The sequence below is a fragment of the Pseudoprevotella muciniphila genome (genome assembly GCF_003265305.2).
Taxonomy (GTDB): Bacteria; Bacteroidota; Bacteroidia; order Bacteroidales; family Bacteroidaceae; genus Alloprevotella; species Alloprevotella muciniphila.
In genome coordinates this window covers 1,838,486-1,865,365 of the sequence record NZ_CP033459.1, presented here as the reverse complement: position 1 = coordinate 1,865,365, position 26,880 = coordinate 1,838,486, and the positions used below count along the sequence as shown (strand labels likewise).

21 protein-coding genes are annotated in these 26,880 nt (G+C 45.6%); 17 read left to right on the top strand and 4 right to left on the bottom strand.

The features are described from left to right. Nucleotides 1-70: 70 nt before the first annotated feature. The 9 genes from ftsA to C7Y71_RS07490 all read left to right on the top strand — a co-directional run bounded on the left by ftsA (nt 71) and on the right by C7Y71_RS07490 (nt 11,032). Nucleotides 71-1,666: a cell division protein FtsA gene (gene ftsA / locus C7Y71_RS07530; protein WP_111897960.1), complete on the top strand. Its 1,596-nt coding sequence runs from the start codon at nt 71-73 to the stop codon at nt 1,664-1,666. A gap of 75 nt (nt 1,667-1,741) precedes the next feature. After that, nucleotides 1,742-3,046 carry a cell division protein FtsZ gene (ftsZ, locus tag C7Y71_RS07525; protein ID WP_226943599.1) on the top strand — a complete coding sequence of 435 codons (1,305 nt, stop codon included), beginning with the start codon at nt 1,742-1,744 and terminating at the stop codon, nt 3,044-3,046. 11 nt (nt 3,047-3,057) lie between these two features. Beyond that, on the top strand, nt 3,058-4,281 hold the full coding sequence (gene ftsZ / locus C7Y71_RS07520; RefSeq protein ID WP_111897958.1) for a cell division protein FtsZ: 1,224 nt from the start codon (nt 3,058-3,060) through the stop codon (nt 4,279-4,281). 22 nt (nt 4,282-4,303) lie between these two features. Next, nucleotides 4,304-4,753 (top strand): GatB/YqeY domain-containing protein, encoded by a 450-nt coding sequence (locus C7Y71_RS07515; RefSeq protein ID WP_111897957.1) that lies wholly within the window; start codon nt 4,304-4,306, stop codon nt 4,751-4,753. A 195-nt stretch (nt 4,754-4,948) separates the two neighbouring features. Further along, a complete protein-coding gene (topA, locus tag C7Y71_RS07510; RefSeq protein ID WP_111897956.1) occupies nt 4,949-7,273 on the top strand; it encodes a type I DNA topoisomerase in 2,325 nt (774 codons plus the stop codon). A gap of 13 nt (nt 7,274-7,286) precedes the next feature. Then, nucleotides 7,287-7,823, top strand: a complete 537-nt coding sequence (locus tag C7Y71_RS07505; protein WP_111897955.1) for a shikimate kinase — start codon at nt 7,287-7,289, stop codon at nt 7,821-7,823. Further along, on the top strand, nt 7,820-9,712 hold the full coding sequence (gene speA, locus C7Y71_RS07500) for a biosynthetic arginine decarboxylase (RefSeq protein ID WP_111897954.1): 1,893 nt from the start codon (nt 7,820-7,822) through the stop codon (nt 9,710-9,712). Before C7Y71_RS07505 ends, speA begins: the two co-directional genes overlap by 4 nt. 15 nt (nt 9,713-9,727) lie before the next feature. Further along, nucleotides 9,728-10,390, top strand: coding sequence for a uracil-DNA glycosylase (gene ung / locus C7Y71_RS07495; RefSeq protein ID WP_111897953.1), 663 nt, complete (start codon nt 9,728-9,730; stop codon nt 10,388-10,390). Between the two features lie 45 nt (nt 10,391-10,435). Next, the gene (locus C7Y71_RS07490) at nt 10,436-11,032 is read left to right on the top strand and encodes a DUF3109 family protein (protein ID WP_111897952.1); all 597 of its coding nucleotides are present in this window, start codon (nt 10,436-10,438) and stop codon (nt 11,030-11,032) included. A 93-nt stretch (nt 11,033-11,125) separates the two neighbouring features. Here C7Y71_RS07490 and C7Y71_RS07485 read toward each other — a convergent pair whose 3' ends face one another. Continuing rightward, complete coding sequence (locus tag C7Y71_RS07485) at nt 11,126-11,932, bottom strand: DUF3298 domain-containing protein (protein WP_111897951.1); 807 nt, start codon at nt 11,930-11,932, stop codon at nt 11,126-11,128. A gap of 104 nt (nt 11,933-12,036) precedes the next feature. Next, nucleotides 12,037-13,530, bottom strand: a complete 1,494-nt coding sequence (locus C7Y71_RS07480; protein WP_193215868.1) for a beta-N-acetylhexosaminidase — start codon at nt 13,528-13,530, stop codon at nt 12,037-12,039. Nucleotides 13,531-13,705: 175 nt separating this feature from the next. Between C7Y71_RS07480 and C7Y71_RS07475 the strand changes: the two genes are divergently transcribed. The 5 genes from C7Y71_RS07475 to C7Y71_RS07455 all read left to right on the top strand — a co-directional run bounded on the left by C7Y71_RS07475 (nt 13,706) and on the right by C7Y71_RS07455 (nt 18,548). After that, nucleotides 13,706-14,152, top strand: a complete 447-nt coding sequence (locus C7Y71_RS07475; protein ID WP_111897949.1) for an SH3 domain-containing protein — start codon at nt 13,706-13,708, stop codon at nt 14,150-14,152. Between the two features lie 15 nt (nt 14,153-14,167). Next, nucleotides 14,168-14,776, top strand: a complete 609-nt coding sequence (locus C7Y71_RS07470; protein ID WP_111897948.1) for a YiiX/YebB-like N1pC/P60 family cysteine hydrolase — start codon at nt 14,168-14,170, stop codon at nt 14,774-14,776. Between the two features lie 28 nt (nt 14,777-14,804). After that, on the top strand, nt 14,805-15,431 hold the full coding sequence (locus tag C7Y71_RS07465) for a DUF4878 domain-containing protein (protein ID WP_111897947.1): 627 nt from the start codon (nt 14,805-14,807) through the stop codon (nt 15,429-15,431). Between the two features lie 202 nt (nt 15,432-15,633). Beyond that, nucleotides 15,634-16,434 (top strand): helix-turn-helix domain-containing protein, encoded by an 801-nt coding sequence (locus C7Y71_RS07460; RefSeq protein ID WP_146739369.1) that lies wholly within the window; start codon nt 15,634-15,636, stop codon nt 16,432-16,434. A gap of 68 nt (nt 16,435-16,502) precedes the next feature. After that, nucleotides 16,503-18,548 carry a TonB-dependent receptor gene (locus C7Y71_RS07455; protein WP_111897945.1) on the top strand — a complete coding sequence of 682 codons (2,046 nt, stop codon included), beginning with the start codon at nt 16,503-16,505 and terminating at the stop codon, nt 18,546-18,548. Between the two features lie 79 nt (nt 18,549-18,627). Here C7Y71_RS07455 and C7Y71_RS07450 read toward each other — a convergent pair whose 3' ends face one another. Together C7Y71_RS07450 and C7Y71_RS07445 are read right to left on the bottom strand one after the other, a co-directional pair. Beyond that, on the bottom strand, nt 18,628-21,087 hold the full coding sequence (locus C7Y71_RS07450; protein ID WP_111897944.1) for a LamG-like jellyroll fold domain-containing protein: 2,460 nt from the start codon (nt 21,085-21,087) through the stop codon (nt 18,628-18,630). Between the two features lie 105 nt (nt 21,088-21,192). Next, complete coding sequence (locus C7Y71_RS07445) at nt 21,193-22,572, bottom strand: C1 family peptidase (RefSeq protein WP_111897943.1); 1,380 nt, start codon at nt 22,570-22,572, stop codon at nt 21,193-21,195. Nucleotides 22,573-22,675: 103 nt separating this feature from the next. On the opposite strand from C7Y71_RS07445, the gene C7Y71_RS07440 reads away from it, so the two are divergent. The 3 genes from C7Y71_RS07440 to C7Y71_RS07430 all read left to right on the top strand — a co-directional run bounded on the left by C7Y71_RS07440 (nt 22,676) and on the right by C7Y71_RS07430 (nt 26,845). Beyond that, nucleotides 22,676-24,325 (top strand): amino acid permease, encoded by a 1,650-nt coding sequence (locus tag C7Y71_RS07440; protein WP_111897942.1) that lies wholly within the window; start codon nt 22,676-22,678, stop codon nt 24,323-24,325. 56 nt (nt 24,326-24,381) lie between these two features. Next, on the top strand, nt 24,382-26,442 hold the full coding sequence (locus C7Y71_RS07435) for a GDSL-type esterase/lipase family protein (protein WP_111897941.1): 2,061 nt from the start codon (nt 24,382-24,384) through the stop codon (nt 26,440-26,442). 178 nt (nt 26,443-26,620) lie between these two features. Next, a complete protein-coding gene (locus tag C7Y71_RS07430) occupies nt 26,621-26,845 on the top strand; it encodes a hypothetical protein (protein ID WP_146739368.1) in 225 nt (74 codons plus the stop codon). Nucleotides 26,846-26,880: the final 35 nt, after the last annotated feature.

Here is a 26,880-nt window from a genome sequence, read left to right as displayed (position 1 = left end):
CATCCTCCTTGTTTGGAAACTGAAAAAGACTGGAATAATTAGAAAAAAATAAAACTAAAAAAGGAAAACTATGGCAAACGAAAAATTCACAGTGGCACTGGAAATAGGTTCATCGAAGATTACGGCTGTTGCAGGAACAAAGCAGCCCGATGGCGCCATCCAGATTTTAGCCATTGCACAAGAGGAGAGCGGAAGTTTCATCCGCAAAGGTAGAATTCTCAACATCGACAAGATGACGCAATGCATCAAGTCGATTAAAGACAAACTTGAGAAACGACTGAACAGGCAAATCTCAAAGGCCTACGTGGGCATTGGCGGTATGGGTATGCACACCCTTCTCAACTGCATAAACCGAACCTTTCCCGAGACCACGAAGGTTACAGAGGATATGATTGATGAACTTCGTGACGAGAATATCCAAACTGCGCCTGCGGGTTACGAAATCATTGATGTCATCGAACAAGAGTACCAGTTGGGCACCATGTCAAGCACAGAGCCTGTGGGTACGCTGACCTCCAATCTGAAAGGGCAATTTCTGAACGTAGTTACGCGTGCCTCTGTGCGTAAGCAGATTGAGGATGTGTTCTATAACATAGGCATTAACGTGATAGAAATACCCGTTTCATTCCTGGCGCTTGCTAATGCCACACTGAAAGACAACGAGCGCCAGAGCGGTTGTGTATTCGTCGATATGGGTGCACAGACCACGAGTGTTGCAGTATTCAAAGGCAACATCCTTCGCCATGCAGCCATACTGCCCATAGGCGGATGGAATATCACAAACGATATCGCACAGACTCTTCAAATCAGCCTCGAAGAAGCAGAAAACCTGAAACTTAAACACGATTTCGCCATAGAAGAGATTGATGAGAACTCTTCGGAGATTATCGTTCTGGAGGACGGACGCAGTTTCCCTATCAATGAGTTGAAGAATATCGTCAGTGCGCGTTTGGAAGAGATTATTGCCAACGTGAACCACCAAGTGGAGATTTCAAAACTCCGTCCGGGCGAATTGGTAGCAGGCATAGTGGTATGCGGTGGTGTGTCTAACACATCTGCCATTACCGAGGCTTTCAAAATTGTTATGCCCAAGTTCGACAAAGTACGCGTAGAGCAGAAGATGACACTGCAATATCGCGTGAACAAGTCGATTACAGACTTCAACACCGACTTCAGTTACAATTCTGTCATAGCTATGCTCGACAAGGGTACAGAGAACTGCGATGGTGGCGAAATTGGTAAAGAAACGGAACTTTTCACAGTAAAGGAGCCTATTCAAGAGTCAACAACACCTGTTGAACCAGCAAAACCCAATACTCAACCTACAGAAGAAAGTTCTACTTCGTCTGGTAAAGAAACTATGACCGATGAAGAATTTGAAAAATTCATGAGAGAAAGGGCCGAAAAAGGATTAGTCGCTCAAGGAATTACTAAAGAACAAGCAACTCCGACAGGTGAAAACACCACTATAGGACCTTCTACTTCAAGTGATGAAACTAAAGAACAAGAAGATAAACCTAAGGTTGTGATAGTGGATCCCACCAGAGAGACTGAAAATACTTCTAATTCTAAAGAAGAAGAAGAAAGGAAAGAGGAGAAACCCTCATTCTGGCAAAGGATCAAAGACACGATAAATAAAGTCACTTCGGAAGACGAAGAAATATAATACCTCTATGGGGATATCATCATTCACCACAACAAAACGAATACAACAATGCAAGATAAAGAAAAGAAAAATAAAATGCCTTCCGATGGCTTAATTGACGTTAAGGGGCTGAGTTCTTCGCCCAGCATCATCAAGGTTATCGGTGTTGGCGGAGGTGGAGGAAATGCCGTAAACCACATGTACCGCGAAGGCATTCACGATGTGAACTTCGTATTGTGCAACACCGATAGCAAAGCGCTTGCCGACTCGCCCGTTCCCAACACACTGCAGTTGGGCAAAGAAGGTCTGGGTGCAGGAAATCGTCCTGCACGTGCACGTCAAGCAGCCGAAGAAAGCATCAACGAGATAGACAATATGCTCAGCGATGGCACCAAGATGGCTTTCATCACTGCAGGCATGGGTGGAGGAACGGGAACAGGTGCTGCTCCTGTCATTGCTCAACGTGCTAAGGAAAAAGGCATCTTGACAGTGGGCATCGTAACCATCCCCTTCCTTTTCGAAGGCTTTAAAAAGATAGACCAAGCACTCGACGGTGTGGAAGAAATAGCCAAATACGTTGACGCTCTTTTAGTCATCAACAACGAACGTCTCCGCGAAATCTATCCCGACTTGAATGTGCTGAGTGCATTCGAGAAGGCGGACAACACGCTGAGCATCGCTGCCAGAAGTATCGCCGAAATCATCACGATGCACGGCATCATCAACCTTGATTTTCAAGATGTTTGCACCGTATTACGCGATGGCGGTGTAGCCATCATGTCAACAGGTTACGGCGAAGGCGAAGGCCGCGTAACACATGCCATAGAGGATGCTCTTCACTCTCCTCTGCTCAACAATAACGACATTTTCAATTCAAAGAAAGTGCTGATTTTCATTTCTTTTGCAGCAGAAAGCGACAAAGACACACTGATGATGGAAGAAATGAACGAAATCCACGAATTCATGTCGAAATTCCATGACGATGTTGAAACAAAATGGGGACTTGCCACAGATCCCACTTTGGAGAAGAAGATTAAAATTACTATTCTTGCCACAGGCTTCGGCATCAATGCAGTGGAAGGCATGCAATTAAAGAAAGAACTGGAGGAAGAGGATGACGAGCGCCGTCGTCAGGAGCGTTTGGAAGAATACCTCGAGCGCCGCGAGAAGTACTACAAACCTACCGATGCACGCAAACAACGCAATAGGGCGCGTACTTTCCTCTTCGGGCTCAACGATCTCAACAACGAAGAAATTATCAGCCTCGTGGAACTAACACCCACCTACAAGCGCACAAAGGAACAATTGAGCGATATCAAGCAAAAATCTCGTGAGGCAGAACGCGTTGCCACAGAAGAGGCGGTATCTGCTTCAGAAACGCCTTCAGTAATCACCTTCTAAAAATAAAGGATATGGAAGAAGACGATCTGGTCATCAACTTAGCGAATGCACAGACAGAGAGCATCATAAAGGTCATCGGCGTTGGCGGCGGTGGTAATAATGCCGTGGGACACATGTTCCGCGAGGGACAAATAGAAGGAGTCCGCTATCTGGTTTGCAACACCGACCGGAAGGCATTGGAGGACTCACCCATACCGGAAAAACTGCAGTTGGGTGAAGGACTTGGTGCGGGAGGTGTGCCCGAACGCGGAAGAAAACTGGCTGAAGCGGATGTAGAGAAGATAAGAGACTGCATGAACGACGGCACAAAGATGGTGTTCATCACCGCTGGAATGGGCGGTGGTACTGGCACCGGTGCAGCTCCTGTGATTGCCCGAGAGGCGCACAACATGGGATTGCTCACAGTGGGTGTCGTAACACTTCCTTTCATCTTCGAACGGCAAAAGAAAATAGAGAAGGCCATAACGGGTCTCGAAGAAATGAGGAAATACGTTGATTCGCTGATAGTCATCGTCAACGAGCGACTGTTTGAAATCTACAACAACATGTCGCTGATGGATGCCTTCAAGCGAAGCGACGATGTTCTGACTACAGCAGTGCGCAGCATTATGGATATCATCAATATGCGCGGCAAAATCTTACTCGACTTCCGGGATGTGGACTTCGTGCTGCGCAATGGCGGCATCTCGGTTATGACAACAGGCTACGGCTCAGGCGAGCGACGTCTGACACATGCCATACACGAAGCCATACATTCCCCGCTACTGAACAACAACAACTACTACCGCTCATCGCGACTGCTCATGAGCGTTACTTTCAGCGATGAAGAGGAATACACGCTCCAAATGTCGGAAATGAAGGAGATTGACGAATTCATGAAGAATTTCGATACTCACATCGAGACAAAATACGGCATCGCCACCGACAAGAGCCTCCACGATAAAGTGAAAGTTACCATACTCGCCAGCGGATTTATGGATGAAGAACCTATGGAGCCCAGAAGCGCCTACAAACCCGTCAACATCGATGCTATAGGAAAATACTATGGCAACATAGGCGAAAACAAGCGACCGCACTATCAGACGTTCATCTATAACCTGAACGAACTGGACGACGAAGAACTCAACGGACTGGTTGACAACACTTCTACGCACAAGAGAACAGTTCAGCAGTACAACAAAATCATGGCGACGAGCAAAGCACTCAGCGAAGGTACTGTAGAACTGGATGAATAATAATCATAAACATTAGGATAATATGCTATTCGAACAAGTAAGCAAAGACATTATTTCCGCTATGAAGGCGAAAGACAAGGTTCGTCTCATGGCATTGCGCAACGTAAAGAAACTCTTCATCGAGGCAAAGACTGCACCCGGTGCCAACGACGAATTACCCGATGACGCAGCCCTGAAAATCATAGCCAAACTCGTAAAGCAGGGCGAAGACACGGCTGCCCTCTACGCCAGTCAGGGACGCCCCGACCTGGCAGAAGAGGAGCAGGCACAGGTGGACTGCATCAAGGAATACCTCCCGAAGCAACTCTCGCAGGAAGAACTCGAAACCACGCTGAAGGAAATCATAGCACAAGTGGGCGCAACATCGCCACGCGACATGGGAAAGGTGATGGGTGTTGCATCAAAACAACTGGCAGGAAAGGCAGACGGCAAAGCAATAGCCGACACCGTGAAGAAACTCCTCAGCGAATAAACTGACACAAAGAAACCTTCCCACTAAGTCAATATTTAAGATTCCATCGGTACTCATCCGATGGAGTCTTTGTTTTGCATCGATTTTTTGTCGCCAGATTTATAGACTTAGAAACAATAAAAAAATTTTTGGTTTTGCAATTTTCTTTGCTTGCACTATCTTTGCACCTCGAAAATACTCCTATTTTAAAAGAATATGCCAAAAAATCTGGTCATCGTAGAGTCGCCGGCAAAAGCGAAAACGATAGAAAAATTTCTGGGCAAGGACTATAAGGTGCTTTCCTCAAAAGGACACATCAGGGATCTGAAGAAGAAGAATTTCGGTGTGGACCTCAAGACGTTCCAACCTCAATATGAGATTCCAGAAGAGAAAAAAACTACTGTCCGCGAACTTCAGAGTGAAGCAAAGAAAGCCGATTGTGTTTGGCTGGCTTCCGATGAAGACCGTGAGGGAGAGGCCATTTCTTGGCATCTGGCGGAAGTTTTGAAATTAGATCCGCAGACAGCCAAACGCATCGTATTCCATGAGATTACGAAACAAGCCATAGAACATGCCATCAGTCATCCCCGCCACATCGACCTCAACCTGGTTGACGCCCAGCAGGCTCGCCGTGTGCTCGACCGATTGGTAGGTTTCAAACTCTCACCCATACTCTGGAAGAAAGTGAAGCCCAACCTCTCTGCCGGACGTGTGCAGAGTGTGGCTGTACGCATCATCGTGGAGCGCGAGCGCGAAATTGAAACGTTCAAACCCGAAGCGTCCTATCGCGTTTCGGCTATCTTTACCACTCCCGATGGCCAGGAAGTGAAAGCAACATATAGTCACTCATTCTCTACAAAAGCCGAAGTAGAAGATTTTCTGGAAAACTGTAAGGATGCGTCCTTCGCTATCACCGATATACAGAAGAAGCCTTTGAAACGTAGTCCTGCCCCACCATTCACTACTTCCACTCTGCAACAGGAGGCTGCTAGAAAATTAGGTTTTTCCGTAAGTCTGACCATGCGCGTGGCACAGAGTCTCTATGAAGCCGGACACATCACATATATGCGTACGGACTCGATGAATCTGTCTTCGCTATGCATTAATACAACAGCAAAACTCATTGAGGAAAGCATGGGCGCAGAATACCATAAGGCACGTCGATACCATGCCACTTCAAAAGGAGCCCAGGAAGCACACGAAGCCATCCGACCCACTTATATCGACAAAGACACTATAGCAGGTACACAGCAAGAAAAGCGACTCTACGACCTTATTCGCAAACGCACACTTGCCTGTCAGATGGCGGATGCACAAGTGGAACGCACCACTGTCAGCATCCTTCCTAAAAGCAATGCTCCGTTCGATGGCGAATTTACGGCTACAGGCGAAGTCATCACTTTCGATGGTTTCCTCAGAGTTTATAGTGAAAGTCGCGATGAGGGTTCTGAAAATGAAAGTGAGACACGCATGCTGCCCGCTATGGCAAAAGGTGAAACCCTTGAAGAAAAGGAAATTACGGCTGTGGAACGCTTCACTCAACCTCCTACAAGATACAACGAAGCCTCTCTTGTCCGTAAACTCGAAGAACTCGGCATAGGGCGTCCGTCAACTTATGCACCTACAATTACTACCATCCAAAACCGAGAATATGTGGTTCGGGGAGAAAGCGAAGGCACCAAGCGCGAATACACTATGCTGACATTGCGTCAGGGCAAAATAAAAGAAAGCAAGAAAAAAGAAGTAGTCGGAGGCAATAAAGGGCGCTTGGTTCCCACCGACATCGGTACTATAGTAAACGACTTCCTCCTCGAAAACTTTCCACACATAATGAGTTACAACTTCACTGCCGACATCGAAAAGCAATTTGATGCCGTGGCTGAAGGTAAGGAGGATTGGGGCAAGATGATAAAGCATTTTTACAATGATTTTGACCCTGTAGTGGAAGAAGTGGGAAACAAGCGTTCAGAAAAACGTGTTGGCGAACGCGACCTCGGCATAGATCCAAAAACCGGCCGTCCTGTCAGCGTACGCATCGGAAAATTCGGTCCTATCGTACAAATCGGTACAGCCAGCGACGAAGAGAAACCGCTGTTCTCGCCCCTGAAACGCGACCAGAAGATGAACGACATCACCCTCGAAGAGGCACTCGAACTGTTCAAACTGCCACGTAATTTAGGCGATTACGAAGGAGAGACTGTCATCATCGGAAGCGGACGTTTCGGACCATACATAAAAATGGGAGACCTTTATGTCAGCGTGCCCAAGGGAGAGGATGCCATGAACATCACTTTAGAACGCTCCATCGAACTGGTTGAGGCAAAAAGACAGGCAGAGCGGGAGCGACACATTAAGAAATTCGAGGAAGAGCCCGAACTCGAAGTGCTCAAGGGCAGATGGGGACCATACATTGCCTATAAAGGGAATAACTACAAAATTCCCAAGAATAAGCACGATAAAGCAGCCGAACTGACACTGACTGAATGCATGGACATCATCAAGGCAGAAGGGAGCAAGGCTGCAAAGAAAAGAAAGAAATAAAGGGGTACACGTTATGAGAAGTACCATCCTGATTGGCTATATGTGTGTGGGTAAGACCACTGTGGGCCGCGATTTAGCCAAACGCACCGGACGCATGTTCTACGACCTCGATTGGTACATTGAGGAGCGTTATCACAGAAAGGTTGCAGCCATCTTTGCAGAGGATGGCGAAGAGTTTTTCCGCGACCTTGAGAAACGTATGCTCCACGAAGTGGCAGAGTTTGAAAACATTGTGCTGGCATGTGGAGGTGGCACACCGTGCTTTTACGATAACATGGCATACATGAACAGTGTGGGCGAGACTTTTTTTATGAAGGCCTCGCCAAACACCATACTGGAACACCTTAAAGTAAGTAAGGGCAAGCGCCCGCTCCTTGAGGGTAAGAGCCGAGAAGAACTGGAGGCATACATCATCAGCCAATTGGCTTATCGTGAACCTTTTTACGAGCAGGCAAAACACATCATCGATGTCAATCCTCTCGACAGTTTCGACAAAATACAAAGCATTTCCAACCAAATTATACAACTCGAAAACAGCAACACACTATGAGAAAATGGCGCAAAGAAGACTCCGAAGAACTCTATAACGTGAAAGGCTGGGGTGTGAACTACTTTGGCATCAACGATCAGGGTCATGCATACGTCACTCCTCAAAAAGGCGGAACACAGATTGACCTTCAGGAGTTGGTCGATGAATTGTCCGAACGAGACATCAGTGCACCAGTCCTGCTACGCTTTCCGGATATACTGGACAGTCGCATTGAGAAAACTGCCGCCTGCTTTGAGAAAGCCTCGAAGGAATACAACTTCAAAGCCGACCATTTTATCATCTATCCCATCAAGGTAAACCAAATGCGCCCTGTGGTAGAAGAAATCATCAGTCATGGCAAGCGTTATAATCTTGGATTGGAATGTGGAACAAAGCCCGAACTGCATGCTGTACTTGCCACAAACATGGACAGCGACAGCCCTATTATCTGTAATGGGCATAAGGACCAGAACTATGTGGAACTCGCGCTCTTGGCACAAAAGATGGGCAAGCGCGTCTTTCTTGTGATTGAAAAATTGCCAGAACTTCAAATCATAGCGCACGCAGCAGAAAAAATAGGTGTCAAGCCCAACCTCGGCATACGCATCAAACTGGCTTCAAGCGGTAGCGGCAAATGGGAAGAAAGCGGAGGTGATGCTTCGAAATTCGGACTCTCATGCAGCGAACTGCTCAACGCGCTGCAATGGCTCGATGCTCACGACCTGCACGACTGTCTGAAACTCATACACTTCCACATCGGCAGCCAGATTACGAAAATTCGACGTATCAACACAGCCATGCGCGAAGCAGCACAGTACTACGTTCAACTGCACAAGATGGGATGGGATATCGAATTCGTTGACTGCGGCGGCGGACTTGGAGTGGATTATGATGGCACACGTTCATCGAACAGTCAAAGTTCGGTGAATTATAGCATACAGGAATATGTAAACGACTGTGTTTACAATTTCGTGGATGCAGCCAACAAGAATGACATCCCCCACCCTAACATCATCACCGAAGGAGGACGTTCGCTCACTGCACACCACAGCGTCCTTGTACTCGATGTGCTCGAAAGTGTGCGGTTGGCTGAAATGGACCAGGACTTCCAGCCCGACGAAAACGACCATCAACTGGTAAAGGACCTCACAGAGATTTGGGACAAACTCTCACCGCGATCTATGCTTGAAGACTGGCACGACGCAGAAGATATTCGTGCCGAAGCGCTTGACCTGTTCCGACATGGCATCATCGACCTCCGCACAAGAGCACTGATAGAAAGTCTCTACTGGAGCGTAACGCGCGAAGTAGACGAACTGACACACCACCAAAAGCACGTGCCCGACGAACTACGCACACTCGACAGCCTCATGGCAGACAAATACTTCTGCAACTTCAGTTTGTTCCAGTCGTTGCCAGACGCTTGGGGCATAGACCAGATATTCCCCATCATGCCACTCTCACACCTTAACGAGAGACCCACACGGAGCGCGACCATTCAGGACATTACATGCGACAGCGATGGAAAAATCGCGGCTTACGTAAACCACGACCAACAGAAAAACTACATACCACTGCACGAGATCAAGGAAGGCGAACACTACTACATCGGAGTGTTCCTGGTTGGTGCGTATCAGGAAATTCTCGGCAATATGCACAACCTCTTCGGCGATACGAATGCCGTACACATCACTGTTGACGGCGACGGCTACAGCATCGACCAAACCATAGACGGAGAAACAGTTGCCGATGTGTTGGAATATGTGCAATACGACCCGAAGAAACTCGTGCGACGCCTTGAAAAATGGGTAAGTAAGGCTGTTAAGGAAGGGCGCATCAGCAACGAGGAAGGTAAGGAGTTCATCTCTAACTATAGGAGTGGCCTCTACGGCTATACATATATAGAATAAACAACCCCTGCTTTTATGAACGTCAGGATTCATCCCTCATGGCAGCAACGTCTTGCCACCGAGTTCAGCAAACCTTATTTTGCCGAACTTGTGCAATTTGTTCACAGCGAATACAGGACGACAACGTGCTACCCTCCAGGCAGACTGATATTCAACGCTTTCGACCTTTGTCCCTTCGAGAAGACAAAGGTGGTTATCCTCGGTCAGGACCCTTATCACGAACCGGATCAGGCTGAGGGATTGTGTTTCTCGGTGGCAGATGGCGTACCTTTTCCGCCTTCTCTTCAAAACATCTTCAAGGAGATAGAAAGCGATCTGGGCATACCCGTTCCCAAGAGCGGCTCATTGCGCCGATGGGCAGAACAGGGTGTGCTGCTTCTCAATGCCACACTGACGGTCCGGGCACATCTTGCCGGTTCACACCAAAGACATGGATGGGAAACATTCACTGATGCAGTAGTTAGGAAATTGGCAGAAGAGCGCGAACATCTCGTTTTCCTCCTATGGGGCAGTTATGCACAAAAAAAGGGCGAATTCATCGACGGAAATAAGCATTATGTGCTACAGAGTGCACACCCTTCTCCCTTGAGTGCCTACCGTGGATTTTTTGGCAATCACCACTTCACGTTAGCCAACGACTACCTTGTGCGCAATGGTATAAACCCCATCCACTGGTAAACCACCCCTACCCCCCTGCAATTCACACCCGTAAAAACAGCAACTATGCTTCCTATGCTCCAAGTGGGCGATGTGATTCTTTCGCCCGACATACTGACAAAATACTTCTGCTGCGACCTCGATGCTTGCGGTGGGGCATGCTGTGTGGAAGGTGAGAGTGGTGCTCCGCTCACGTTGGAGGAAGTGGGAGAATTGGAGAATGTGCTCGAAGAAGTATGGACAGATTTGTCTGCTTCTGCACAAGCCGTCATCGACCGTCAAGGTGTGGCATACAACGACTCCGAAGGCGACTTGGTAACGAGCATTGTTCATGGCAAGGACTGTGTCTTCACTTGCTACAATAAAGAAGGCTGTTGCTTCTGCGCTACCGAGAAAGCGTTCAGAGAGGGTAGGACACATTGGTCAAAACCCATTTCGTGCTATCTCTACCCTATACGCGAAAAACGTCTTTCCAACGGACTCACAGGCATCAATTACCATCGTTGGAGCGTATGCCATGCTGCTGTGCGAAAAGGAAAAGAACTTAACCTGCGACTCTATCAGTTCCTCAAAGACCCGCTTATCCGCCGGTTTGGCAAAGAGTGGTACGACGAGTTGCTTGCCACAGTAGATGTCCTAAAGGCAGAAGGTTGGATAGAATAACGACATGTAAATTCGCCATAACGAGGAAGCAGGACAACCGCTAAGGCATCCTGCTTCTTTGTTATTTCTTACCTACTCCTATATCAACAGGAATCAGTCGCGCGCTGCGGTTTTCCAGGCTTTCTTGAATGATGGTGAGAAGTATTCCTCCACATCGTCCATATCAATGCGTGCCTTTGGTGTACCTGCCGTAAAGGGGCCTATCTCGCCTTCCTGGTATTGGAAGACAATCACGTCGTCCTCTATCCATGGGTCAGCCTTGGGAAGATTCAGAACTGTCTGAGTACTTGGTTCCAAGCAACTACTACCCAACTTCTGCATCAATCCTTCAAAATCTGGTACCTGACAATCTTCTATCAGCCCTTTGCAGATGACATTTGCCAACTGCCTTTCATATTGTGAATTGAATATTTCTGCCGAATTAAGTTGCTTCCCCTCAGGTTTCAGGAATGTTTTGCCATCAATCTGTATTGTCTTGCGCACACCACTCTTAAACTGCGTAGTTTCAATGACATAGGTTACATATCTGTCGGTTTCGCTCGTCTTGCGGCAGTCCACGGTGTAAGTGTATCCCAGCGGATAAACAGCAGCCACATTGTCTGCAAACTTATTATTTTTGATAAATTGCTTTACAAAACTCTCACCATCAATTAAAGCAGAGTCTTGACGCACATCAAGCATTGAACCAATCCATTTCCTGATGGCTTGCACTTGCTGCTTCGGCCCGTTTTCCGGATATTCTATGAAGATTTTTACCAGATAATCCTTTTGCGCACGGTTTTCCACAATGGAATCCTCATATTCGTTGGTCTTGATGTCTTCACCAGAAATGCACGACACCGTTGTGCCTGAACATAACGCAACTAAAGCCATTACAGCAACTTTTCGGAGAAATTTCATTATTTTTTCAATCAAAAATTGTTGATATTGAAGGCAAAGTTAATCAATTTTTTGTTTTTTTACTTGTATTTATTTATTTTTCCCTTTGATTACCAAGATTTAAGTTATTTCAAAATAAATATTCCACTAGGAATCAATTTTTGAAAATCGTTAAATTCCAGTCGTTTACCTCTCGACCACATCTGCTCTGCAATAGCATAAATACGAGGGAAGAGGCGTTCGTCGAGTTGTTCCTCGATCAGATTGTAGTCTGTCCACAGACATGTTTCCATGCCGACAACTGTGTCAGGAAAATCTGCAGCTGCCTTATCGGCTGCATTATTCAGATACGCATCCTGAAGGGAGAAAGTTCGGTTCTTGGCATATCCTTTCCATGGTGTTTCAGGAAAGTTGAGGTAGCAATGCAGATTCGTACTGGCAATAACTGGACGACCAGCACGCATGGCGGCTTTGAGTCCTGTTTCTTTGCCTCTTAGGTAGTTCCACCACTGTATGTATATATTATCTGGTAACGAGACTCCTTCTGTATGCAAAATATCTTCCCAAAACACAACGGTTCGTCCTTTTTTCATCAGATAATTAGCCATTTGTGCTGATAACCACAACTGTAGTTCGTTTTCGTCAGCAAGGTGGTTTTCGACGATTTTTTGTTGACAATCCGGACAGATTTTCCAGCGTTTCTTCGAGGCTTCGTCACCACCAAGATGGATATAGGGGGATGGGAACAAATTGCAGACTTCATCAAGCACTTCCGTAACAAACTTCCACGAACTGGCTTTTCCTGCACACATCACTTGGTCTGTAAGTCCACTTTCAGGAATTGTAACGCTATCGTTCTGACATCCCAACTGTGGATAAGCCTTCAGTGCTGCTTCGAAATGTCCCGGGATGTCTATTTCGGGTATTACTGTAACACCTCTGTCAGCTGCAAACTTCACGACGTCGCGTATTTCATCCTGCGAATAAAAGCCTTGCTGCTCTGCACCATTCGCTACACTACTACCCACTGAAGTGAGACGTGGATATTGCTTTATTTCCACGCGCCAACCCTGTCCCTCTGTAAGATGCCAGTGAAAATAATTCATCTTTAATGCAGAGCAAATGTTTATAAGGCGTTTTATAGTACTTATTTTATGGTATTGGCGTCCACTATCTATCATAAACGACCTGTATTTCAACCTTGGGCGGTCGACTATTGTGCAGAAATTGTATGTATCATCTGCATTTCTCAACTGTCGCAGAGTTTGTAAGGCATAGACAAAGCCGTTATGCGTGGATGCCGTTATCTTTATACCCTTTCGGGATATTTTTATACCATAAGCCTCTGTCTCGCAATTTGCATCATAGAGCAATACCACATCTGCCGTTGTGGGTTTCATACTTTTCTTTAACACTTTTCCACCAATTGCATCTGTAAGCAGTACATTTTCCGCACGCTGAGCAATACGGTGAGTATATAGTTTAAGTGGGCGGTTCGGAAAGGCATAAACACCGATTTCACCGACACTGAAGGATTCTACTGTCGGGATAACATGTTGCGCAGAGATACTTACAAAAGCAGTAAGCAAAGCAAAGGTAATTACTATAAAATGCTTCATTTTCGTATGAATAAAGTTGATTTTAGCAAAATTAAAGAAACTTTCTGAAAGAGGTATAATTACAGGTGGTTTGTTTACAATATTTCCTGTCCATACTTCTTCAAAAATATACTCAAAATCTATTCCATTTACTTTTTTTTGTATTTTTGCAAAACTAACACTAAAACCATCCGTCATGAAAAGAGTATTTTTGTTGTTGTGCGTACTTACGCTGACGTGCTTTTCTGTCAATGCACAAAAAGCAATATATTACCTTAAGAGTACAGGTCAAAATGTGAACGTACGCACAGGGCCTGGCAAGCATTATCGGGTGCTCGACTGCACGGGAGCATACGGCAGCGACGGGCTAAAGGCTCAACTCTATAAAGGAGAGGTGGTCGGTACTGATGGCATAAAAAGAAATGGTTTTACCCATGTGTATTATACAGGGTGGTACAACCAATGGTACGAGGGCTGGGTGGCTTCGCAATACCTGGCACCTACCACAAAATGCAGGGCGTGCAAGGGTGTCGGTGTCTTCAACAGAAAATGCCCCGACTGCAATGGAGAGGGATACCACTCATGCTGTAATTTTACAGGGAAAGCTCACTGCAAGAGTTGCGAGGGTATTGGATACAAATAGTCCTCTAATCTGAGCATGACAAAGAGAAGTTGGCTGATAACCGTATGCATCTCTCTGTTGGTTGCTGTGTCGTGTTCTAAAGAACCACCACATTCAATCCTGCCTCAAGGTGCTGATTTACAGTGCGGTGACATCGTTCTGCGAGAGGGCACATCCATTGAGAGTCATGCGGTAATGATGGGCGGAGGCGCTTATTCTCACGTGGGCATCGTAGTCGATTCAGCCGGACAGCTGATGATTGTTCACGCTGTACCGGGCGAAGCAGATTTCGACGGCGACCCGGCAAGAGTGAAGTTAGACAAGCCTGAGACATTCTTCCTAAGCGACAGGGCTACGTCAGGAGAAGTGAGACGATACCATGATGCCAACATCGCCCAACGCGCTGCAAGACATGCTTATGCCATCTACAAACGGCACACTTTGTTCGACAACGACTATAACGACCGGGACACCACACAGATGTATTGCAGCGAATTGGTGGAATATGTGTACAAGTGCGAAGGTACAGACGTCTGCGATGTTCAGAAACACGACTACCAACTGCCGGGGTTCATGCACGACGGCGTGAGAATTCCCTACGACTTTGCAGAATCAAAACAACTTAAAACAGTTATAAAATTCTAATTATCAACCCTTTTAAAAACAAACAGTTATGAAAAAAATTCTCAGTGTATTAATGATTATAGCTACTGCATTTATCGTGGCTTCCTGCGACACTAAACCCGCTCCGAGCGAAACAGTAGATGCTGCCTACAAAGCGCTTCTTCAAAAAGACTATGAAGCCTATGCTTCCCACATTTCGTTTGCCTATGCCGGCGATGAGAAAGCCCAGGAAAGTGCCAGAAGCATGACCGTCACCATGGTTAAGAAGGTTATGGAAGGCGGCATGGGCGAGGAAGCAGACCCCATTGCAAATTATGAAATAGGAAAGGAAACCATCAATGGCGATTCGGCAACAGTTGAAGTAACTACCACTACCAAGAAAGGTAAAAAAGAAACCCAAACACTTAATCTTATTTGGGAGAAGGACAAGTGGATGATTGACGGCAACAAGAATAAAAGCAAGAGCAGCAACAACGATGCAGCAGAAACCCTCGAGGCCTTGAATAAACTTGGCGACGCCTTAGGCGACTCTACTAAAAACAAAGTAGAAGAAGGTGCTGAAAAGGCTAAGGACGCTGTTGAAGATGCCGGCAAAAAAATTGAAGAAGCTGGAAAGGAAGCCGGAAAGGCTATCGAAGAAGCCGGTAAGGGCATTGAAAAGGCCCTCAAGGACTAAGAACAACTTTCTATAAAACCTAAAGACTACTACACTGCCTGAGAGTTTTCTCGGGCAGTTTTTGTTCTTTCAGGAGTCTTCATATTTTGGCAATTGAAGGCCATAATTGTAAGGCGATTAGAGGAAAATGTGTAACTTTGCATAGAAAGTCGGGTTGAAACGTGTCAAACATAAAGAAAAGTCGCCCCTAAAATGTGTTACAATGTATAAACGAAAAATTGAAATCATACTCAAATCGTGGTTAGACACTCCCTCTCGCAAGCCTCTGGCCTGTAAGCTGAAACGCCGCCACGCCGTCATAGTTGTTCTGTGCTTAATTCTTTCGAGCCTCGTTACCGCCATCAGCAGTTTCAACACCGCAAAAGGACTTGCCTACGAAGAGTTGGACTTCGCACTGAAACAAACACTGTCGGAGCAACAAAACGACGTCATTACACCAGACACCATCCGACAGTTTCGTGCGCACATATCCATAGAGGCATTGCGCAAGGACAGCCAGATTGTTGTAAGATCCACCCCTGAACAAAAGGTTGTGTATCGCGCTGAATGTTCTGCGCTCTCCATACTCAACATGAGCGACCAACGGCTGTCTCTGATGTTGTTGCTTTCTGCCATGCTTTGGAGCAGCATGTTTCTATTCAGGAGAAAAGCGTCAGAGATGAGAGCGTTTTCTCCGTCGCCCTTAACGCATTACACGAACTATGGCGGTATTTTCTTCGATGAAACCGCCAAAAATTTTTATGACAACACAGGAAAAGAGATACATTTTACCCCTCTGCAACAACAACTCATGCAGATGCTCATTCTCAATCCTTCACACCAGATTGAAAAAACCACTATCTGCAACGCGCTTTGGCCAAACAAACCCGACGCATCCGAAACACTATACACTCTAATCAGAAGGCTTAAACCAACTCTGGAGCAGAACTCACAACTGCAGATAGAGTGTATTCGCGGGAGGGCATATCGTCTTGTAGGGAAAATGTCAGACAAATGTCAGTAATTTCTTTACTTTGAATTAAATACACCTTCTCATCTTTGCATCTGTGAAATTATAGCGGATGTAAAGCAATGAAACACTTTTCAATCATTTTTCTTTTAAGTCTTGGCATTGTCTTCCCTTCTATAGCACAAGAGGACAATGGCAAGGAAAGCGTTGCCATAGTAAGGGGTCAGCGCATTGTGCAGAAAAACGGAGAACAATGGTTCTATCCTACCAACAAGGAGAAAGATGCCTCATCGGATGCATATATGCTGCTGAAATTTCTGAATCTCCCTGGCATACGTGTCATCCCCCAAAACCGTTCTATTTCTGCCGCTGACAATAGGGGTAGCGTTGATATTCGGATAAACAACGTGCCATCCACAATGAACGATATGCTTGCACTTGACATAAAGGCTGTGGTTCGCATAGAATACTCCGATACACCCGGACTGAAATATGGCGAGAACGTAGGATATGCTATCAACATTGTTACAAAACGCGCCGTTTCTGGTTATTCTGGTGGTACAAATCTGACGCACGCACTTACAACAAGAAAATTTTGGGACAATGTGTATGGCAGAATCAATGTTGGAAAGAGTGAATGGGGAGCAGACGTCTCTGCCAATTATAATGACGAGCGTGGTGTGCATTCATCTTCAACTACAAACTACCTCTTCAACGATGGCAGTATTCACAGCATAAACAGAGAGAGCATGGGGATAAGACACAGAACTACCACACAGATGTCGCGCCTATTATATACGCTTTCAGATTCTTCATACGTGCTCCAAACAAGCCTTTCTTATGTAAGCGATTTGCGACCTAACCATTATAAACAAAACAGTATCATTCGCGGCATCAGCACAGAAGGGACCCATTATGAGAGCAACAAGCGCAGTAGGCAACCCACACTGAACCTCTACTATTCAAAGGATTTCCGAAGACACCAAAGCATTACCGCTAACACCTCCATTTCCCACATACACACCACCTCCGACAGCTATCAGGATGAAGGCGGTCCGTACGCTTATCATGTGATTGGAAACGTATGGTCGCTCCAAACAGAAATCAATTACGAAAACCGGCTCAAGCCTTTCGTGTTTTCTGCAGGTGTAAACTACACACAGAACTATACCGGCAATCGCTACACAGGCGATGCGCTCGGCATTTCTGACCAACGACACAGTTCACAACGCATCTTCTCCCAAATAGCAGGCAAGATTTGGAGAATGCAATATACAGCAGGCTTGGAGTGCAACTTCAGATATTATCATCAAGGCATATACAAGCAACAGAATTGTACCTTACGCCCCCGGTTATCACTGCTCTACCCTATCAGCGAAAGTCTGAAACTCAATTATGTTTTCCAATACGATGAACGCATGTCGCAGATTGCACAGGTGAACAATGTTACCCTGCGGGCTAACGCCTACGAAATGACAAAGGGTAATCCCAACCTGAAACCTGTACACAGAACAGAAAACACGTTGCGGCTAACTTATTCCATCCCACGCTTCTATGCCTGGATAGAAGGATTTGTCAGGTTGAACAACAAGTGCAACATGACATCCGTTGCCCGGACAGACGATAACATCTTCATTACATCGCAATACAACCAACGACATATCAACGTTTTTGCATTAGGACAGTATGCCAAGTACGACATCATCCGCGACAAACTTTCCATCACCGGAGTCCTTTCCTTGATGAACGATGACAACAAAGGTTTCGACTATCATCATAACTACACTGCTTTTATCGGAGACATTATGATTGACGCACACCTCGGACATTGGACACTATCGGCTAATGCTTCGAGCGGATACAGATGGCTGGAAGGCGAGAAGAAAGCGCATGAAGGGTTCAGCATGCAACTGATGGCATCCTACCACAAAGGTCCTTTCCACATAAGTCTCCACTGTCAGAACCCATTCCGGGCGCACCCCGAAATATTTCACACAAGAAACCTCAACCGCTATGTAACCGGCACCTCCCGATACAGCAACTCCGACCAGGGCAATTACTATTCCCTTTCGTTCGCATGGAGGTTTTCGCACGGCAGAAAGTATCGTGACGTTAACCAGAAAATACAGGCTGAGAAAGTGGCAGCAGGCATCCTTACCAGTCAATGACGACAATATTCAGGGCTGATGCTTCATAGAAATCATCAGCCCTGAATGTCGAATTCTAAAACTATATCGAACAGCAGAATTATTTCATGATCTTCTTGCCATTCTGAATGACAATCCCTCTATAATTAGCAGAAGGATTGATACGTCGCCCTTGCAGGTCGTATGTTGCAGCATTATTGTCTAAAACAGCCTTTTCATTCTTGTCAAGGACAACCTTGTTTATAGCCGTAGGATAGTTAGGTGTAACGCTTTCAACACGCGGATCGACGTTGGCGTTGAGTGCATAGTTGGCATTACGTGCCAAACAGTATTTATGACTTGGGGAGAGGTCGTTGACCAAGTCCCAATAGAAGAGGCCTTTAATCTGATTGTCGCGCACGAACTTGGCACGATTGTAAACGTTCACAGGTCCGCTGAAATAGAATGTATATGTGCCTTTATTGTCACTCCAAGTGCCACTCTCACGCTCCCCATTGGTGGCAGGTACATAATCTTCACCTATAATGCCCCAATTGTATCCTATCGGTGCACGTCCATATTTACCATTTATAAATCCATTAGTCAACGTCGTTGCATAAGAGAGATATATTTTGTCTTTTGGGTATCCATAGTTGATGAAGGCATTGTACCCATTTTTGAAAGCACCTATACTTTCCCAACCGCCTTGTGGTCCATATTGCTGGAATGTATAACCATCAAGTTTGTTAATCTTGTTTTTGGGAAATTGGTAAGCACCATATTGGTGATGGGAAATCATGAAAGTCTTACCTTTGGGCAAAACAGCGAGAATCTCATCGGCAAGCAGTCCGAGGTTAGTTTGCAGGCCATCCATCCACTCCATATCAAGTTCCACACCATCATAGTACTTTGACTCCTTTGCCAAGTCGGCTGCAAAAATCTTACGTTTGTTCGCATCAGCAATGGTGGATTGCCAGCCATCGTGATCTTTCACAGATATGCGAATTTTGTAACCGGTATAGCCATCGTAACAACGCGCCATAATATTGCGCCACTCATCTTGCGAATAAAAATCAAATCCCAAATCATCAGGGTAATCATACCGATACCAAGCCAAATTAGTCCACATCAAATCATTATTGAGTTTCTTATCAGGACCCGGCATTGCGATTGTACCATTACGATGTTTGGCTATTTCGTCGAAACTGTGTGTATAGTTCCAAATCATGGTCTCATCGAATTTGGCATTAAGATTTAAGCCTATTGAGAGCGACATACCACTCATATCCGAAGGTATCACGTTTTTATCAGCATCGGATTTAGCATTAGGCCCGATGGTTCTACCAGTGACATTACAGATGAGCGCATTGTCACCCGAACCGGGTGTTATGGCAAGATGTGCCCAACTCCCTGTGCGCAGAGTGTTAGTAAAGAAATACTCACGTCCGTCAATGCGTACGATAAGTTCACGAGACGATTCAGAGCCGAGACGCACAGAAAAACCTTTACCAACATTTGTATTTTCTTTCTTGAAAATATAAGCGCCTTCTTGCCATTCATCAATACAAATCCATGTTTCTATTGTAAATCCGTTTGAAGGTGAGAAAACCGTTTCGGGACAACGTATATAAGAGTTCAAACTTCCATTGAGCGAAATAACACCGGTGAATTTCGTGGTTTTATAGTTTTCTAAATAAGTGCCATTACGCACTGTTGCGTGATCGTTTGAGGTGTGTGGCTTAACGTGCCCATCACTGTAAGATTGCAGTCCGAGAATAATCAGGTCGTTAGAAAGCAGATATTTATCCACCTCAATGGCACTATCGAAAAACCTTTTCGTTTCTGTATATCCTCCCATAAGAAGATAAGGAAGACCTTCTGAATTGTCTGTAACTTTTTCACGGCTGGCTCCTGTTGAAGAAAGTATTCCGTGGTGATTGTTTTGCGCCTTAGTATCGAAAAGTGGTTTATAGTCAACTATATTGTCGCACCATGGCTGATCGAATTTAAAATATGCTACAAGATCGCTGAGTTGCGGCACCCACTTATTCAATGTGGTATGAGTGAAATATTCATATTCAGATGAGAGTTCTGCACTCCAAAGTCTGATTTCATCAATGCGTCCAATGTAGTTGTCGCCTCCGATAATAAAACTTGCACCTGTTTCAGGTTGTTTACGAGACATAGACAATGTTCGTACCGAAGTATTGTCCACAAAGACTTGTGTGGCATTGGCTGTTGACAAAATCATTAAAGGAATCCATTTACCCGCTACAAAATCATTACTTTTCGCACTGAAAGTTGTTCCGCGCATTTTCACGTTAATTATGTTTGCCTTACCTAACGTTACGCTTAAATCATCACCACGAGAGAGCAGTGTCGCTCCCTCTGTCCACTGGTCGGCATTGAACCACAACTGCACGGTAAACGAACTCAACCCATCCAGTTCAGGCATAGGTCCACAGTTTACACTGCCGCCTTGAGAAAGCCGGAGACAGTAGTTTTCCACTTGTGCTTGACATAAGCTTGATGTCAGAACGAACATCATCAAAATAGATAGTGCTTTACGGAATATCTTCATGTTTTTAAAAGGTTTTAAATCATTCAATGCGCAAAGTTAAAAAAAAAGAAGCACTTTTAGGGTTAGAAGCGCTTCTTTTTTATACAATTAGGAATTTTCCTAAAATCAGAAAAGTGGGTCCCAAGCAGGCAGAACTTCTGGTTTTTGGTTGAAGAGCGGAAGAAGGTTTTCAGGCACAAAACGCTTCTCCACTACGAGTCTGAACATATATTCATCGAACCATTCGTCTGTCATGATGAGATGCCCTGCCACACCGCTGTTCGGACCCCAACTATTCTCCACCTTCCATTTTGTGGGCTTTCCGTTGGCATCGAGATCTACAGCCATGAGTGTCATGGCATGGCTTGATGCTGAAGCAAATGTGCGTATGCGGTCGGCCTTGTTCATTGGGAACGTGGTGCCGAAGAGTGTGGCATAGTCGTAATTATCCATACTGAGTACACCTGTTTCTGAGTCATACTGCTTGCCTACATCGCATGAAAAATACATCATAGTGGAATCCTTGATTGATGCTATTGCCATCTGCTTAATGTCTTCCATTGGCAGGTTGAGGTAAGTCCAATCATGCCCGTCATAAACATGACGGTCAAGGTCGATGGTGTACATTTTGTAATAGGGGCGTGAAGGGTCGTTCATAAGCATTACATAGCCATTCTGGAGGTCGGCTCCTACAAATTCATCGTAGAATGACTTTGGTGTATACTCCTTAGTGCTTATAGCCTTGCCTTTGGCATCACGTCGTGTCCACTTAAAGTTTTTCACAGGTTCACCGAGACAAATGGCAAGTACATGGTAAACATCACCTAACATTTCCACCTTTCTCGCCTGAATATCTGTGCCCTTCTTGCCATCTGCAACCATTTTCCTAAGTTCCAGCCCGTATTCACGGAGTTTCAGTGTAATGATTTGCGCCATACGTGAAGTGTTGTTCGCATTGAAACTTTCTGCCATTACATCTGCAGGAACAACACCATACTTAGTAGCAAGGTCTTGCACACCACAGAAAGTTCCTCCATCGCTGAGGGGATTCTTGAAAAGCCATTCCACCTTGCGGTCTGTCATGGGTTGTTTTGCATTGTCGATGACACTCTGCAAAAAGAGGTTGCTCTTTTCCAGTTGGTCATAGAAGAAAAGATAACTTTGCGAGAATTGGAAGTTACCGAGGTCATAGCGTTGTATCGCCTTGGCTCGCATCACGTTCAGACCTGTGAAAAGCCAACACCTTCCGCTCTGTTTTTGGTCAGTGACGCCCTTCGAATTGACGCTGTTGGAAAAATACACGTCCTTCGTGGCAGGATTGTTGGGTGATTTTGTCAGTTGGTTGATACTTGTCCCGTTGAGTGCATTTCGCAGCGCACGGTCTGCCTGCGTCATTGGTCTGACTGATTGTATGTCCTTCAATGTTTGCTCGGAGATGCCCTGTGCCATAGCACTGAAAGAAAACAGAGCAAACGACAGGACAATGGAAAAATGCTTTACGTTCATAATTATATAAATTGTTATTGCTGCAAAAATACGAATAAAAACAAGGATAATGGACGTTAAAAGTTATAATTGGTTATCTTTGCGGAATAAAAAACGATGAATAATGTCGATATTTATTCGCAAACCAATAGATTTACTTCTTAAAGAGGCCGAAGATTCTGGCAAAGGCTCCCTCAAACGTGTGTTGGGTCCTGGCGGATTGACGGCTATCGGTGTAGGTAGCATCATCGGTGCGGGATTGTTCTCTGTCACAGGTTTTGTGGCAGCAGAATACACAGGTCCTGCCATCACCCTCTCGTTTATCATCGCAGCCATAGGCTGTGCGTTTGCAGGGCTTTGTTATGCTGAATTTGCTTCAATGATACCAGTGAGCGGCAGTTCCTACACTTATTCTTATGCCACGATGGGCGAACTGATGGCTTGGATTATCGGTTGGGACCTCGTGTTGGAATATACTGTTGCAGCCACTATGGTGAGCATCTCTTGGAGCCAGTATTTTGTTAATTTCCTCGGTGATATCGGCATACACATACCCCCGGAATTCGCCGCATGTCCAAGCGATGGCGGCATCTGCAACATACCTGCAGCCGGCATCATTATCCTGCTCAGTTTGCTGCTCATTCGTGGCACAAAGGAAAGTAGCATTTTCAACGACATCATCGTTTTCTTGAAGGTTGGTGTCATCGTTGTTTTCATTGTGCTCGGCTTTATGTACATTAACACTGACAACTATACCCCTTATATTCCTGAAAATACGGGAAATATAGGTCAATTCGGTTGGTCGGGTATATTCCGTGGCGCTGCTGTTCTGTTTTTTGCCTTTTTGGGTTTTGACATTGTGAGCACTGCGGCTCAAGAAGCGAAAAAACCTAAACGCGATATGCCCATCGGCATTATTGCTTCGCTACTTATTTGCACCATACTCTACATCCTTTTCGGTTACGTTATGACCGGTGTGGCCAACTATACTGATTTTGCAGGGCAAGAAGGCATTGCACCAGTAGCGGTGGCAGTGAACCACATGGGGCCTGCAGATGCCTCAGGTGTGGTGCAACCAGCCTATCCTTGGCTGAATAAAGGCGTTCTTTTGGCCATCCTTATCGGCTATTGTTCAGTGATGCTCATGCAACTGATGGCTCAGAGTAGAATTTTCATGTCAATGAGCCATGACGGGTTATTGCCCCCCATTTTCTCGAAGATTCATCCACGTTTTCGTACACCTGCATGGAACAACGTCATTTTCATGATAGTAATCAGCGTGCTCGCTATGTTTGTACCGGCACGTTTAGCGGGAGAAATGACGAGTATTGGCACATTGCTGGCATTTACGCTTGTTTGTGCCGGTGTACTGATTGTACGCAAGTCGATGCCTGATGCACAACGCTCGTTCAAGACTCCGTTTGTGCCATTTATTCCCATTCTTGGCATCCTCACATGTTTCTGTCTGATGCTTTTCCTTCCTGCCGACACTTGGATACGTCTTGTCTTATGGATGGTTATAGGTCTTGACATCTATAGTCTCTACAGCGTGCGTCACAGCCGACTCGAGCCTATAACTGAAGGACGTCGCAAAGGTATGACCACACTCTATATTCTCGGGCTGACCACTTCCGCGCTTTGTATTGTCACCGGTTTCTGGCATCAACAAACTGTAGGCTGGAACGAAGACAAAACATTGCTTACCATTGGCATTTTATTCGGATTAAGCCACTTGGCATTCTACCTTTACAGGATGTCGAAAAAAAATTTATAAAAACATCAAGACGAAATTAACCATTCCGTTTTAAAACTGAAAAAATACATAACATCATGAAAAGAACTTTTATCCTATTTTTGCTTGCGTCACTCCTTTATCTGCCTAGTATGTCGCAAAAGAAAATCCGCGTGGCATGCGTGGGCAACAGTGTAACCTACGGCTACGGCTTATCCGATAGGGAGCAGACTTGTTACCCTACACGCCTTCAAGAGATGCTTGGCGATGGATATGAAGTAAGAAACTTCGGCAACAGCGGTACTACACTTCTCTTTAAAGGACACAAACCATATATAAAAGTACAGGAATTCCGCGATGCTATGGACTTCAAGGCTGACTTGGTCATCATTCACCTTGGTCTTAACGACACCGACCCACGCAACTGGCCAGAATGGAAAGAAGAGTTCATACCCAACTATCGCGCCCTGATAGATAGTTTCCGTGTGGCAAACCCCAAAGCCAAAATCTGGATTTGCAAGATGACCCCCATTTTCCATGGGCACAGACGTTTTGAGAGCGGCACACGCGACTGGCACGCACAAATTCAGACCCGCATTGAGCAGATAGCCCGCACTTCCCAGGTTCGTCTTATCGACCTCTTCACACCGCTTCACTGCCATCCAGAAATGTTCCCCGATGCACTCCATCCCAATCCAGATGGCGCAATGATACTTGCCAAAACTGTTTATGGTGCCATCAGCGGCGATTATAGCGGATTGCAAATTCCTGCGCTCTATACCGACGGCATGGTAATTCAGCGGAACGAGTCAATTAAGTTTCATGGCATAGCCGACTATGGCGAAGAAGTCACAGTGGAATTTAATGGCATGAAACGCAAGACAATAGGTGACGATCAAGGACATTGGGACGTTACTTTCCCGCAAATGGACGCTGGCGGACCATACGAAATAACATTTAAGGCAAAAAGTTGTAAATACATCATCCGCAATGCCTGGGTGGGTGAAGTATGGCTCTGTTCCGGACAATCGAACATGGAGTTCAAAGTATGTCAGAGCAATACGGCCCAACAAGACTATCTCGATGCCAACCGACTAAAAAACCTACACATCTTCAATATGCCTGCGCTCACACGTACCGACAACGTGGTTTGGCCCGATAGTGTATTGAAAAAGAATAATATGTTGGAACATCTGCGCATGGGACCATGGGAAAATAGTTCAGCAGAGAGTGTTAAGGATTTTTCTGCCATTGCGTTCAACTTTGGCCGCGTACTCGCTGACAGCCTTAACATCCCCATTGGTATTATCTGCAATGCCGTAGGTGGCACCACTACCGAATCGTGGATAGATCGTACAAGCATTGAAAACGAATTCCCACAAATTCTTCGCAACTGGACTGAAAACGACCTCACTCAGGCTTGGGTAAGAGGCCGCGCAAAACAGAATAACAAGAATGCTACGAACAACATGCAACGCCATCCATACGAACCTTGCTATATGTATGAAGCAGGCATCCGACCTCTTGAACAATACAATATCCGTGGTGTACTATGGTATCAAGGCGAATCGAATGCCGACCGCCTTGAAGTACACAACAAACTTTTCCCCATGCTTGTGAAAAGTTGGCGCAACAATTGGAACAAGCGCGATCTGCCTTTCTACACCGTACAACTTTCAAGCCTTAACCGCCACCACTTCCCACAATTCCGCGATGCACAGCGACGCCTTGCCAAGAGCATCAACAACGTGTGGATGGCAGTAACCATCGACGTTGGCGACAGCCTCGACGTACACCCGCGCATGAAGCGACCGGTGGGCGAACGTCTCGCAGCACTCGCTTTGAACCATACCTACAACTACAACATCGAGTCGGAAGGACCGGAACTGAAAGACGCACGCCGCGCTGGCGATGCACTCGAACTCACATTCAGCCATGCCGACGGAATGAGCATAACACGTGGCTTCGAGATAGCAGGCGACGATGGACTCTACTATCCCGCTGAAGCGCGAATAGCCGACAACCGAATCGTGCTGAAAAACAAAAACGTTAAAGCACCCTGTTCCGTACGCTACGGCTGGCAACCTTTCACACGCGCTGACCTCCGCAACAAACAAGGTTTCCCCGCTCCAACTTTCATCAAGGAAAACATTTACTAAGTAGATAAAAAAAGATACTGCTCCAAATCTAAAATATAACTATTACCTTTGTGCTACGGCTATTATTTTTTAACTTTCAAGTGAAAGAACTATGAAATTGTCAATGTATGTTGGATGTGAATTTGCCTCAGGACATAGAACTGGATTCGACTTTGATGTTGAGTTGACTGAGAATGAAATGAGGGAACTCGCTCGTGAATTTCTGAACAACGAAGATGCCTATCAGGATTTTGAAACGATAAAGGAACGACATGAGTCTTTATATCGTAAAATCAGAAGTTATGGTAGAGATGTTCTTGATGACGAAATGGGCGAGGACACCATCAAGACAGATATCAAGATTGCATGGGGTGACAATGTAGAGGAGGTATTCGAGAGCCTGAATCTACAATACGTAAAATAATTGAAATTTATTTTGTCTATCCGCCACTTTACAGT